Raw genomic sequence first — 13,965 nt, forward strand, 5'->3', positions numbered from 1 at the left:
CATGGTACCATAAATAAGGCAACAGGAAATAGCAACGTGCGAAAGCTCGCCCCTCCCACTTCTGCACCCGCATATCCGGCGATATCCAACCGCCTTTCGGTTGGCCGCGGCTCGATGACCGCTGCCGGAATTGTCGCCGTGATGTTGCTGGCAGGCTGCAACCAGCAGAATGCCGCCAAAAACAATACTCCCGTCGTCAAGGCGGAAGTCAGCGCGATGTCGCTGCATCCGCAATCCGTCGCCATCACTGCCGAATTGCCAGGCCGCACCAGCGCCTACCTCGTCGCCGAAGTGCGGCCGCAGGTCGGCGGCATCATCCGCAGCCGCAATTTCAAGGAAGGCACGGAGGTCCGGGAAGGCGAGGTGCTCTACGAAATCGATCCGGCCTCCTACCAGGCATCCTATGACAGCGCCGCAGCAGCCTTGCAGAAGGCAGAGGGTGCCGTGCCCAGCGCCCAGGCCAAGCTCGACCGCTACAAGGGCTTGAGCGCGCAGAACGCCGTCAGCAAGCAGGATTTCGATGACGCGCAGTCCACGCTGGTACAGGCGCAGGCCGATGTCGCCTCCGCCAAGGCTGCGCTCGAAACCGCCCGCATCAATCTCGACTACACGAAGATGCGCGCGCCGATCTCCGGCCGCGTCGATGCCTCCACGGTCACGGTCGGCGCACTCGTCACCGCCAATCAGACGACGGCGCTGACCACCATCCGCCAGCTCGATCCGATCAATGTCGACGTCACCCAGTCGAGCACCAACCTGCTCGAATTCCGCCGCGCCGTCGCCGACGGCCGGCTGAAGACCAGCGGCGACAACGTCTCCGTGCATCTGACGCTCGAGGACGGCAGCCAGTACAAGGAAACCGGCAAGTTGGAATTTGCCGAATCCTCCGTCGCTGAGACGGTCGGCACCATTACCGTCCGCGCCGTCTTCCCTAATCCCGACCGCATCCTGCTGCCAGGCATGTATGTCCGTGCCACCATCCAGGAAGGCATTGCCGAAAACAGCTTCCTGGTGCCGCAGCGCGCCGTGACGCGTAACACGAAGGGCGAACCGATCGCCCTGTTCGTGACCGCAGAAGGCAAGGTGCAGCAGCGGGTCTTGAAGGTGGAGCGCAGCATCGGCAACAGCTGGCTCGTCAATCAAGGGGTCGCCGACGGCGACCGCGTGGTCGTCGAGGGCATCCAGCGCGTCCGCGACGGTCAGGAAGTCAACATTTCTCCGGTGACGATCGACGATGCGACCGGCGAAGTGAAGCAGGCCGCCGCCGACAGCAAGCCGTCCTCGGAGCAGGCCGGCCTGGAAAAGACCGATATGAAAGCCGCCTCCGGCGTCCAGAAGTAAGGTTAGATCATGTCTCGTTTTTTCATCGACAGGCCGATCTTTGCCTGGGTGATCGCCATCGTCATCATGCTGGCGGGCGCTTTGTCGATCTTCACGCTGTCGATCTCGCAATATCCGCAGATCGCACCGACGACGGTCAGCATCAGCGCCACCTATCCAGGCGCTGATGCCGCAACCGTCGAAAACTCGGTGACCAAGGTCATCGAGCAAGGCATGACCGGTATCGATAATCTCGACTACATGACGTCGACGTCCACCTCGACGGGTCAGGCCTCGATCTCGGTGACCTTCACCAACAAGGCCGATCCCGACGTCGCGCAGATGCAGGTGCAGAACAAGCTGCAGCTCGTCACCGCCCAGCTGCCGCAGACCGTGCAGTCCACAGGCATCGTCGTTTCCAAGTCGACGTCGAACTTCCTCATGGTCGTTGGCTTCGTCTCGACCGATGGCAAGCTGAACTCCAACGACTTGGCGGATTATGTTGCCAGCACGCTAAACGATACGCTGAAGCGCATTGACGGCGTCGGCAACACCCAGATTTTCGGCGCCGGCTATGCCATGCGCATCTGGGTCAATCCGGACAAGCTTGCCAAATATCAGCTGATGGTCAGCGACGTCACCAGCGCGATAGAAGCTCAGAACTCGCAGGTCTCGGCTGGCCAGCTCGGCGCGTTGCCGCAACGCAAGGGTCAGCAGCTCAACGCAACGGTGACCGCCAAGAGCCGCCTGCAGACGCCGGAGCAGTTCGAGAATATCATCCTGAAGAGCCAACCCGACGGCTCTCTGGTGCGTATCAACGATGTCGCCACCGTCGAGCTCGGGGCTTCATCCTATACGACCTCGACCACTTATAACGGCCATCCCTCGGCCGGCCTTGCCGTGATGCTCGCCTCGGGCGCCAACGCCATCAATACGGCCGAGGCGGTGAGGTCGACCATCAACAATCTGAGCCAGACCCTGCCGCCGAATGTCGAGATCGTCTATCCCTATGACACGACGCCGTTCGTGAAGCTGTCGATCGAGGACGTGGTCAAGACGCTGTTCGAAGCCATCGTGCTCGTCTTCATCGTCATGTTCGTCTTCCTGCAGAACATTCGCGCCACCCTCATCCCGACGCTTGCCGTCCCGGTCGTGCTGCTCGGCACCTTCGGCGTGCTGTCGCTGTTCGGCTACTCGATCAACACATTGACGATGTTCGGCATGGTGCTGGCGATCGGTCTTCTGGTCGACGACGCCATCGTCGTCGTCGAAAACGTCGAGCGTGTGATGGAGGAAGAGGGATTGTCGCCGCGCGAGGCGACGATCAAGTCGATGCAGGAAATCACCGGCGCGCTGATCGGCATCGCCACGGTCTTGTCGGCGGTGTTCATCCCGATGGCCTTCTTCTCCGGTTCCGTCGGCGTCATCTACCGGCAGTTCTCGGTGACGATCGTCTCGGCGATGGTGCTGTCGGTCATCGTCGCCCTGATCCTGACGCCGGCCCTTTGCGCCACCCTTCTGAAGCAACCCAAGCATGGGGCCAAGGAGAAGGGCGCCTTCGGCTGGTTCAACCGTAATTTCGAACGGGCGACTCATCGCTACCAGCGCAGCATCCGCGGCATGATCCGCTTCTCCGCCGTCTTCCTGGTGATCTTCGTGCTGATCGGCGTCGGTGTCGGTTATCTTTTCAACCGTCTTCCCAGCTCGTTCCTGCCGGAAGAAGACCAGGGCATCCTGCTCACCGCCGTCCAGTTGCCGCCTGGCGCCGCGGATTCGCGGACCTGGGCCGTGCTCGATCAGGTGAGGGACTACTACCTCAACACCGAGAAGGACTATGTCGAAGGCGCATTCGCCGTCGCCGGCTTCGGCTTCAGCGGCCAGGGCCAGAACGTCGGCCTCGTCTTCGTCCGATTGAAGGATTTCGATCAGCGCAAGACACCGCAATCGAAGGCACAGGCGATCGCCGGCCGCGCAATGGGCGCCTTCTCGAAGATCAAGGACGGCAGCGTCTTCGCGCTGGCGCCGCCGGCAATCCCCGGCTTCGGCAGCTCCAGCGGCTTCGACTTCTTCATCAAGGATATCAATGGCGCCGGCCATGCAGCCTTGATCGCCGCTCGCAACCAGCTGCTGGGAGCAGCCGCCAAGAATCCGAAGCTCTTCGGCACGCGTCCGAACGGCCAGGAGGACACGCCGCAATACTCGGTCGACATCGATCAGGAAAAGGCAAGCGCCTTGAACATCACCTTGTCGGATATCGACTCGACGTTGTCGACGGCCTGGGGCGGCACCTATGTCAACGACTTCATCGACCGCGGCCGCGTCAAGCCGGTCTACGTGCAGGCCGACAAGGATTTCCGCATGCAGCCGGAGGATTTCGGCCGCTGGTATGTGCGCAACTCCAGTGGCGACATGGTCCCGTTCTCGGCCTTCTCGAGCGGCGAATGGAATTATGGCTCGCCGCGACTGGAACGCTACAACGGCTCGTCCGCCGTCGAAATCCAGGGGGCGGCCGCTCCCGGTGTTTCCTCGGGCGACGCCATGAACGAGATCGACAAGATCATGGCAACCCTGCCGCCCGGCTTCAGCCATGAGTGGACCAGCCTGTCCGCTCAGGAAAAACTGTCAGGCAACCAGGCAAGCCAGCTCTATGCCATCTCCATCCTGGTCGTCTTCCTGGCGCTCGCAGCACTCTATGAGAGCTGGTCGATCCCGCTCGCCGTCATGCTGTCGGTGCCGATCGGCATCTTCGGCGCGCTCTTGGCTGCGACGCTGTTCGGTCAGTCGAACGACGTCTATTTCAAGGTCGGCCTGCTGACGACCATCGGTCTGGCCGCCAAGAACGCCATTCTGATCGTCGAATTCGCCATCGAGCAGCAGAACCAGGGCAAGAACCTGATCGATGCGACGCTCGAAGCATCTCGCCAGCGCCTGCGGCCGATCCTGATGACCTCGCTTGCCTTCATCCTCGGCGTTCTGCCGCTGGCGATCGCCAACGGCGCAGGCTCGGGTAGCCAGAACTCGATCGGCATCGGCGTCATGGGTGGCATGATTTCCGCCACCGTGCTCGGCATCTTCTTCATTCCGCTGCTCTTCGTCTCCGTCCGTCGTGTCTTCAAGGGCAGGGTTGGCGCGGTGACCGCGCAGGAGACGCCGGCGCCCGATAGCGGCACTACGCATTAACGAAATACCGCCCGCCCTCGACAGGGGAGCGGGCGGCGTCACTCCTGATTAAGCCAAGGGGGCTCCCGCATTGATGCGGGAACCCCTTTCGTTTTGATGTCATAGGAGCCGAACAAATACTCGGGAACTGTCTCCGGGAAACGCAGGGTAGTCTCATGCGAGGCATGTCGGCGGCGCAAGCTCCTTCTCCCCTCGGGGAGAAGGTGGCCCGAAGGGTCGGATGAGGGGGCGGCTGACCGATCTGAATTCATGGATTTCGCGCTCTTGGCAGGCCCCCCTCATCCGCCTGACGGCACCTTCTCCCCGCTGGGGAGAAGGGGTACGCGCCAACGATCAATGGAGGTAAGGTCAACTCAGCTCGACGATACCGGAGCCGGTGCCGCGGGCTGCGCCTTCGGCGACCATTTTGCGTGCAGCTTGGCGAGCATCAGATAGATGATCGGCGTCGTATAGAGCGTCAGCACCTGCGACACGACAAGGCCGCCGACGATGGTGATCCCGAGCGGACGGCGCAGCTCCGAACCGGGGCCGGAGGCGATGATCAGCGGAATGGCGCCCATCAGCGCGGCGAGCGTCGTCATCAGGATCGGGCGGAAACGCTTCAGGCACGCCTGATAGATCGCTTCCTCCGGCGGCAGGCCGAGCGTGCGCTCACCCTGCAGGGCGAAGTCCACCATCATGATGCCGTTCTTCTTGACGATGCCGATCAGCAAAATAATGCCGATGAAGGCGATGATCGTCAGTTCGGTGCCGCTGATTGCGAGCGCCAGCAGCGCGCCGAGACCGGCCGACGGCAGCGTCGAGATGATCGTCAGCGGATGCGCCAGGCTCTCATAGAGAATGCCGAGAACGATGTAGACCGTCAGCAAGGCCGCCAAAAGCAGAAGCGGCTGGCTGCCGGAGGACTGGCTGACGCTTGCAGCATCGCCGGCGAAATCCGCATGCAGCGTATCGGGCAGGTGCATGTCCAGCACCGCCTTCTGGATCGCGTCGTTCGCCAGCTGCAGCGGCGTGTTGAGCGCCAGATTGTAGGAGATGGTGACGGCGGGATACTGCCCCTGATGATTGACCACCAGCGGCGCCAGCGTCCGGTCGATCGACGCCACTGCGCTCAGCGGCACCTGCGTGCCGCCCGTCGCCGGCACATAAAGCTTGGAAATATCGTGCGGATCGAGAGCATAGTTCGGATCTGCCTCCAGCACGACGCGATACTGGTTGCGCTGCGTGTAGATCGTCGAGATCTGCCGCTGCGCGAAGGCGTTGTTGAGCGCCGAATCGATGGATTGGATGTTGACGCCGAGCTGGGAAGCGAGGCTTCGGTCGATATTGACGGTCGCCTGCAGGCCGTTGGGCTGCCTGTCGGTCGCGACATCCGTCAACGTCGGAAGGGCCTGCAGCCGCTCCAGCACCTTGGGCGCCCATTCCACCAGCTCGTCGTAATTCGCGCTCCAGAGCGTGAATTGGTATTGCGATTGCGACTGGCGGGCGCCGGCGCGGATATCGCCCGGCGAAAACAGGAATGTGCTGAGGCCTGGAACGGCCATCAGCTGCTTGCGGAGCCGGTCGATGACCTCGGCCGTCGGCGCACGCTCCGATTCCGGCTTCAGCGAAATATAGAGCTGCCCGCGATTGATCGAGCTGGAAAAACCGCCGCCGCCAACGGATGAGCCGAGACCCGACACCGCAGGGTCTTTCGAGGCGATATCCGCCGCCTGCTGCTGGAGCTTGACCATGGCGGGATAGGAAATATCGGTCGCCGCCTGCGTTCCGCCCTGGATGAAGCCGGTGTCGTCCTGCGGAATGAAGCCCTTCGGAACCTTGACGTAAAGATAGCCCGACATGACCACGCAAGCGATGATGACGAGCACCGACAAGACCCGGTGATGCAGCACCGCCCGCAGCGTCCGGCCATAAAAGCCGATAATGGCGCCCAATGTGCCCTCGACGATGCGGCCGAACGGGCCGGGCCGGGCATCGATATCATGCTGGCGCAGGCGATGGCCGCAGATCATCGGTGTCAGCGTCAGCGACACCAGCGTCGAGACAACGATGGTAAACCCGAGCGTCAGCGAGAAGGTCTGGAAGAACCGGCCGACGATGCCGCCCATGAAGAACAGCGGGATGAAGGCGGCAAGCAGCGACAGGCTGATCGAAACGACGGTGAAGCCGATCTGCTTTGCCCCCTCGAGCGCCGCCTTCATCGGCTTCATGCCGGTTTCCAGATTGGCATAGATATTCTCGATCATGACGATGGCATCGTCGACGACGAAGCCGACGGATACCGCAAGCGCCATCAGGGAGAGATTGTCGATCGACAGCCCGAACAGCCACATCGCGGCGAAGGTCCCTGCGAGCGATAGCGGAACGGTGACGCCGGCCGCGACCGTGGGCGTGGCGCGCCGCAGAAACACGAAGACGACGGCCATGACCAGGCAGATGGTGGCAAGCAGCGTCCACTGCATGTCGTTGACGCTGGCGTGAATCGTCGTGGTGCGGTCAGAAAGGATCGATATTTTGACGCCGGCGGGAATGAGACGCTGCAGCTCGGGGATCAGCTGCTTGACGCCGTCGACCGTGGCGATGACGTTCGCATCCGCCTGCTTGGTGATATTGAGCAGCACGGCAGGCTTGCCGTCAAACCAGGCATCCGAGCGGCTGTTGCGAACGCCCGGCTCGACGGTGGCGATATCGGAGAGGCGAACGGCGGTGCCGTCGCCGCTCTGCACGATGATCCTTCCATAGGCTTCCGGCGTCCGCAACTGGCTGTTCACAGCAAGCGAGAAAGCGCCCCCCGCCCCGTCGATGGCGCCAAACGGCCCCAGCACGCTGGCGTTGACGATCGCCGTGCGGACGGCATCGAGCGACAGGCCCATGGCCGAGAGACGGTCGGGATCGAGCCTGACGCGTACGGCGGGCTGGTCCGCGCCGCTGACGGTGACGCCGCCGACGCCATCCACCTGCGAAATGCGCTGCACGACCACCGTATCGGCTGCATCATAAATGGCGCTTGGAGAGACGTTGTCCGATGTCAGCGCCAGGATCAGGACAGGTGCTGCCGCCGGATTGATCTTGCGGAAGGACGGCAGGGTCGGCAGATCGCCAGGCAGGTCGGTTGCCGCCGCATTCAAGGCGGCCTGCACGTCCTGCGCCGCGCCATCGACGCTGCGCGAGAGATCGAATTGCGCGATGATGGTGCTCGAACCGAGCGAGCTCACCGATGTCAACTGCGTGACGCCGGCAATGGTGCCGAGATGGCGTTCGAGCGGTGCTGCGACGCTCGCAGCCATGCTGGCGGGATCTGCGCCCGGACGGCTGGCGGAGACGACGATCGTCGGCAGGTCCACGGTCGGCAGGCTTGCGACCGGCAGGAAGCGATAGGCAACGATGCCGAGGATCATCAGCCCGATCGCCAGAAGCGTCGTCCCGACAGGGCGTTTGACGAACGGCTCGGAGATGTTCATGTCTCGCCGCCCGCCAGTTCGTCCATCTCGGTGCTCGGCGTACCGCTATTGCGGCCGACGACCTTGGCGCGCAGGCGCTCGAAGGCGAGATAGATCACAGGTGTCGTATAAAGCGTCAGGAGCTGCGACAGCACGAGGCCGCCGATGATGGTGATTCCGAGCGGAATGCGCAGCTCTGCGCCGGTGCCCTGTGCGAGTGCCAGCGGCAGCGCGCCGAACAACGCCGCCAGCGTCGTCATCATGATCGGCCGGAAACGCAGGATCGAAGCCTTCAGAATGGCCTCGCGCGGCTCAAGGCCTTCCTTGCGCTCCGCCTCGAGCGCGAAGTCGATCATCATGATCGCATTCTTCTTGACGATACCCATCAGGAGCACGATGCCGATGAGGGCGATGATCGACAGATCCTGCCCGAACAGCATCAGCGCCAGAAGCGCGCCGACGCCGGCCGAAGGCAGTGTCGACAGGATCGTGATCGGATGGACGGCGCTTTCGTAAAGCAGGCCGAGCACGATGTAGATCGTCACGACGGCCGCCAGGATCAGCCAGGGCTCGCCGGCAAGCGAGGAGGCGAATTCCTCGGCGTCGCCTGAATATTTGCGCTGGATATTGTCGGGCATGCCGATATCCAGCTCGGCCGCCTTGACCTCGGCCACGGCATCGCTGAGCGACGCGCCCTTGGCAAGATCGAAGCTGAGCGTCACGGCCGGAAACTGTTCGTCGTGGCTGATGACCAGCGGCGCGGTCGTGAAACTCGCCGTGGTGAAGGCGTTGAGCGGAACCTGGGTGTCGCTGGCGCCGGCGACATAGAGCTTGTCGAGCGACTTCGGGTCCGCCTGATATTGCGGCGCGGCCTCGAGGATGACGCGATACTGGTTCGCCTGGCCGTAGATCGTCGCGATCTGCCGCTGGCCGAAGGCATCGTTCAACGTATCGCTGACGGCCTGCATCGACACGCCGAGCCGCGAAGCAGTCTCGCGATTGACGTCGACGAAGATGCGACCGCCGCCCATTTCGACTTCGGAGGAGACATCGAAGAGCTTCGGGCTCTCCTGCAGGCGCTGAGCGAGCTTCTGCGACCAGTCGACCACCGTGTTCGTGTCCGTGCCGGTCAAGGTATATTGATAGGGCGCGCGGCTTGCCCTGGTGCTGATGGAGATGTCGCGCACGCTCTGGAAGGTGACGTGGATGCCGGGCATACCGGTGACCTCGCCGCGCATCCGGTCGATGATCTGATCGGCGGAAGCATTACGCTCGCTGCGCGGCTTCAGCACGAGACTGAGATTGCCCGTATTCAGCGTCAGATTGCTGGCGCTGGCGCCGATGACGGAGACGACGCCATCGACATCCGGGTCCTTGCGCAGCCGGTCGGTCACATCAGCCTGGATCTGTTTCATGGTCTCGAAGGACGTCGTCGGCTCCGCCTCGATGACGGCGGTGATGAGACCCGTGTCCTGCGCCGGCAGAAAGCCCTTGGGAATGACGATATAGAGCGCGATGGTTGCGGCGAGCGTCACCACCGTCACCAGCAGCATGAGTGCGCTGCGATCCACGGCCCAGACCAGGCTGCGGCGATAGCCTTCGATCATCCAGTCCGTGAAGCGGTCGGCGCCGGCCAGGAAGCCGCCCCGGCGCTCCTTGGGCTTGCGCAGGATGCGCGCGCACATCATCGGCGTCAGCGTCAGCGAGACCACCGCCGACACGACGACGGCAATGGTGAGCGTCAATGCGAATTCGCGGAACATGCGCCCGACGATCCCGGTCATGAACAGCAGCGGAATGAACACCGCAACGAGAGAGACCGTCAGCGAAATGATGGTGAAGCCGATCTCGCCGGCGCCCTTCAGCGCCGCCTGCATCGGGTTTTCGCCCTCCTCGATATGGCGGGCGATATTCTCGATCATCACGATGGCATCGTCGACGACGAAGCCGGTGCCGATGGTCAGCGCCATGAGCGACAGATTATCGAGGCTGAAGCCGGCAAACCACATGACGCCGAAGGTCGCGATCAGCGACAACGGCAGGGCGACGCCGGCGATGAAGGTCGCCGTCATCGTCCGCAGGAACAGCAGAACCACGAGGATGACGAGGCCGATGGAGATGACCAGCGTCCATTGCACGTCATGGATCGAGGCGCGGATGGTCTCGGTACGGTCATTGACGATATCGAGGGAAACGCCGGCCGGCATGGCCTGCTTCAGCTTCGGGATCTGCTTCAGCACGTTCTCGACCGTCTGGATGACGTTGGCGCCCGGCTGGCGCATGATGTCGATAATGACGGCGGGCTGCCCCTGATACCAGGCGCCGACGCGGTTGTTCTCCAGCCCTTCGACAACAGTCGCCACGTCCTTCAATTGCACCGGCGCACTGTTGCGATAGGCGACGATGACAGACCTGTAGATGTTCGGATCGACGATCTGGTCGTTGGCCGCCAGCGTGAAGCTCTGCTGGGTGCCGTCGAGCGAGCCCTTGGCGCCGGCAACGCTGGCATTGGTGATGGCAGAACGGATGTCTTCCAGCGCCAGGCCATAGGAAGCAAGGCGCGGCAGGTCCACCTGGATGCGGATGGCCGGCTTGACGCCGCCCTGGATATTGACGTCGCCGACGCCGGATACTTCGCTCAGACGCTGCGCCATCATCGTGTCGGCGAAATCGCTGAGCTCGCGGATCGAATAGCTGTTGGAGCGCAGCGCCAGTGTCACGATCGGCGTATCGGCCGGGTTCACCTTCGAATAGGTTGGCGGATAGGGAAGCGTGCGCGGCAAGGTCGAACCGGCGGCATTGATCGCCGCCTGGACATCCTGCGCGGCGCCATCGATATCGCGGCCGAGATCGAATTGCAGCGTGATCTGGCTGATGCCGAAAGCACTCGACGAGGTCATGGAGGCGAGCGATGGGATCTGGCCGAGCGGCCGCTCCAGGGGTGCCGTCACCAGCGCCGCCATCGTGTCGGGATCGGCTCCCGGAAGCTGCGTCGTCACCTGGATCGTCGGGAAATCCACCTGCGGCAGCGGCGCGACCGGCAGAAAGATAAAACCGAGAATGCCGCCCAACAGAACCGCCACCCCGAGAAGCGAGGTGGCGATAGGCCTGGAGATGAAGAGCGACGAGACGTTCATTGTTGTTGCGTCGGCGTAGCGGAGGAATTGTTGGCCGTGGAGCCGCCGCCCGTATCCGCCCCCTGCGCGGCGCCAGCAGCAGGCTGACCATCCTGGCCGCGATGGCCGTTGTGACCGCCCGTGCCGCCCTGACCACCTTGGCCGCCGTTTCCACCCTGGCCGTTGTGGCGGCGATGCGGACGTTCGCCCGCGTTCGCGGCGCCGGCACCGGCATTCTGCGGGTCGTTCTCCGCCACCGGTTGCCCGTTGTTGTCGGTTGACGGCGCAGCCGGCGAAGCCTGATCCGGATTGGCCGAGATCTCCACCTTCGATCCGTTCTGAAGCCGCGCGAAGCCCGTCGTCACCACCTTGTCGCCGGGCGACACGCCATCGGTAATGACGGCCAGCGTGTCGTCCTGCTGACGCACCTTCACCGGCTTCATCGCGACCGTCTGATCCTGTCCGATGATATAGACGAAGGTGCCGTTCGGCCCGCGCTGCACGGCGCCACTCGGAATGACGGTGACGCCCTTCAGCGTCTCGACGAGCAGGCGGGCATTGACGAAGGCGCCGGGCCACAGCGCCAGCTTGTCGTTCGGGAAATTCGCCTTCAACTTGACCGTGCCCGTCGTGGGATCGACCTGATTGTCGACCACTCCCAGCGAACCATCGTCGACGACCGTCTCGCCGTCATTGCCCATGGCCTGGACGGCAAGCGTTCCGGCTGCGCTTGCCGCATTGACGCGGGCAAGCTGCTGCTGTGGAATGGAAAACAGCACGGAGATCGGCTTGATCTGGGAGAGCGTCACGATGCCGGTCGCGTCCGACGAGCTGACGAGGTTGCCGACATCGACGTTGCGGATACCGGTCCGCCCGTCGAAGGCTGCCCTGATCGTCGTATAGTCCAAAGTCGCCTGCGCGCTTTCGATGGCGGCCACATCCACCTGGACCTGCGCGGTATATTGCGCCACCAATGACGTCTGCGTGTCGACCTGCTGCTGCGTGCCGGAGGCGCTCTTCACCATCAGCTGATAGCGCACGAGGTCGCGCTGGGCGCCGGCGAGCAGAGCTTCGTCCTGCGCCTTCTTGGCGATCGCCTGGTCGAGCTGCGCCTTATAGACGGAATCGTCGATGCGGGCGATGACATCGCCCTTCTTGATATCCTGGCCCTCGACGAAATTGATTCCGACGATTCGTCCGTTGACCTGCGCACGCACCGTCACGGTATTCAGCGCCTTCACCGAACCCACGCCATTGATATAGACGGGAACGTCGGCCGTCGTCGCATCCGCGGCCAGCACCGGAACCGGCCCGCTGAACTGCGACAGGCTGCGCCGTCCGCCGGAGCCGCCGCCCTGCCCCTGGCCGTTACGGCGTCCGCCCTGGGCCTGCTCGCCAGGTGCTGCAGCATTCTGATAGCCGAGCAGCTTCTCTGCCGGCCCAAGCCAACGATCGCGGGTCGCATAGGCGCCGTACCCCACTGCGCCAATAACAGCCAACCACACCACGACCCGAAACGTCCGAGCCATTCACGCACCTTTCTTCAAAGCCCCAGGTGATCCGTGATCCCCCGATTTTCATGGCGCGACCTTAGCTTGCATCGTGCCGCTTAGGAATTTGGTATGGGCATTAAATTTTGTCCATTTTAGCGCCACTTAGCGTAACAAACTGTAACATTGGACGAAAAACTAGGGTTGTGGTTGCAACGCCGCCGCGCCTACCCGCACTGGCCGTTGCGGCGCATCAAAGGACGCCCCAGCCACGGTAGCGGCCACGACCCGTCATCTCGCGCAGGCCGAGTTCGGCCACCAGATTGAGCGCACCTCTGGAAGTAACGCCGACATGACGCGCGATCATCTTTGCCGACACGATCGGCCGCGACAGCACGATGTCGATGACTTCGGGCAGGCTGCTGTTCGATCGCCGGTCCTTGAGCCGCAGCTCCATCTGCAGCCGGGCGAGCGAAAGCCGATCGAGCTCCTTCAGACCCGAATCGGCCGACAGCGCCATCGCCTCCAGAAAGGCTGTCAGCCGCGTGATGCGGTCCGGCGCGCGCCGCCGATCATGCCGGACGGCTTTGAGCCCGACATTCAGGCAGAAGAGATGCGACGTGACCTTGCCCCGGCTGCGCAGATAGGCGCTGACCAGCAAGCCGCCGAGCCAATGCTGGCGCCTGAGCGGTTCGATCCGCTCCCAGGCATCGAACAGCACCGCGGCGCCGAGAGCCGCGGGCAACAGATCCGCCTCGCGGATGATGGCACGCCAACTCTCCACCCGTTCGTCTTCATCCCAATCCTCGTCGCGGATGAGCGCCAGGGGGTCTTCGATATCGACCGTCGGCAGCCGGGCCTCCGGGATGCCGCCGTTCAGGATCTTGTCGGATCGGGCAAGGATCGCATCGATCTCGGCGAAATCGACCCCGAAATCGTCCTCCTCGTCCTGCTGCTCGTCTGGCTCCATAATTTCCGCAGGCGTCGAACGCGGCACAATTGCATCCTCGGCCTCGCCGACGTCACCGCGCAGGACGGCAAGACCTGCCGGCTCCAGCCCCCAGGAAGGATCGGCGGTCCAAAGGCGGCGCCGGCTGCGCAGCACGGCATGGGCGATGGTCAGCTCGTGCGTCGGCGTGCGCGTATCCATGCGCGCGTCATGCAGAACGAGATCCTCCACATGCACGAGTTCCCCGCCGACCCAGAGCGCGCCGGCCGCGTCGAAAAAATGCCCGCGCTCGCGAAAGCCATCCGCCACCACGTGCCTGAGGACACGCTCGTCCAGCCGCGCCAACATGTCTTCCGCCTTGACGATGGCGGGCAGAAGCGTGGCAAGCGGCAGTGTGGTCAGATCATATCGCATTGGAATCACATCGTTGCATCGATCTTACGGAACCTATCATCGCCATTCGCAGCGAG

The 13,965-nt window shown here is 63.2% G+C and carries 6 protein-coding genes; 2 read left to right on the plus strand and 4 right to left on the minus strand.

Features of this window, described 5'->3' with window-relative positions; all coding sequences use genetic code 11:
* Positions 1-114: 114 nt before the first annotated feature.
* Together ACIQWP_RS19315 and ACIQWP_RS19320 are read left to right on the plus strand one after the other, a co-directional pair.
* A complete protein-coding gene (locus tag ACIQWP_RS19315) occupies positions 115-1,341 on the plus strand; it encodes an efflux RND transporter periplasmic adaptor subunit (protein ID WP_402790584.1) in 1,227 nt (408 codons plus the stop codon).
* Positions 1,342-1,350: 9 nt separating this feature from the next.
* On the plus strand, positions 1,351-4,500 hold the full coding sequence (locus tag ACIQWP_RS19320; protein ID WP_402790587.1) for an efflux RND transporter permease subunit: 3,150 nt from the start codon (positions 1,351-1,353) through the stop codon (positions 4,498-4,500).
* A gap of 353 nt (positions 4,501-4,853) precedes the next feature.
* Here ACIQWP_RS19320 and ACIQWP_RS19325 read toward each other — a convergent pair whose 3' ends face one another.
* The 4 genes from ACIQWP_RS19325 to ACIQWP_RS19340 all read right to left on the minus strand — a co-directional run bounded on the left by ACIQWP_RS19325 (position 4,854) and on the right by ACIQWP_RS19340 (position 13,909).
* The gene (locus tag ACIQWP_RS19325) at positions 4,854-7,961 is read right to left on the minus strand and encodes an efflux RND transporter permease subunit (protein WP_402790590.1); all 3,108 of its coding nucleotides are present in this window, start codon (positions 7,959-7,961) and stop codon (positions 4,854-4,856) included.
* Positions 7,958-11,077 (minus strand): efflux RND transporter permease subunit, encoded by a 3,120-nt coding sequence (locus tag ACIQWP_RS19330; protein WP_402790593.1) that lies wholly within the window; start codon positions 11,075-11,077, stop codon positions 7,958-7,960. The genes ACIQWP_RS19325 and ACIQWP_RS19330 overlap by 4 nt, the downstream gene beginning before the upstream one ends.
* A complete protein-coding gene (locus ACIQWP_RS19335; RefSeq protein WP_402790596.1) occupies positions 11,074-12,585 on the minus strand; it encodes an efflux RND transporter periplasmic adaptor subunit in 1,512 nt (503 codons plus the stop codon). The genes ACIQWP_RS19330 and ACIQWP_RS19335 overlap by 4 nt, the downstream gene beginning before the upstream one ends.
* Before the next feature lie 214 nt (positions 12,586-12,799).
* The gene (locus tag ACIQWP_RS19340) at positions 12,800-13,909 is read right to left on the minus strand and encodes an RHE_PE00001 family protein (protein WP_402790599.1); all 1,110 of its coding nucleotides are present in this window, start codon (positions 13,907-13,909) and stop codon (positions 12,800-12,802) included.
* Between the last annotated feature and the right edge of the window lie 56 nt (positions 13,910-13,965).

The organism is Rhizobium sp. NPDC090279 (assembly GCF_044769665.1).
Classification (GTDB): domain Bacteria; phylum Pseudomonadota; class Alphaproteobacteria; order Rhizobiales; family Rhizobiaceae; genus Rhizobium.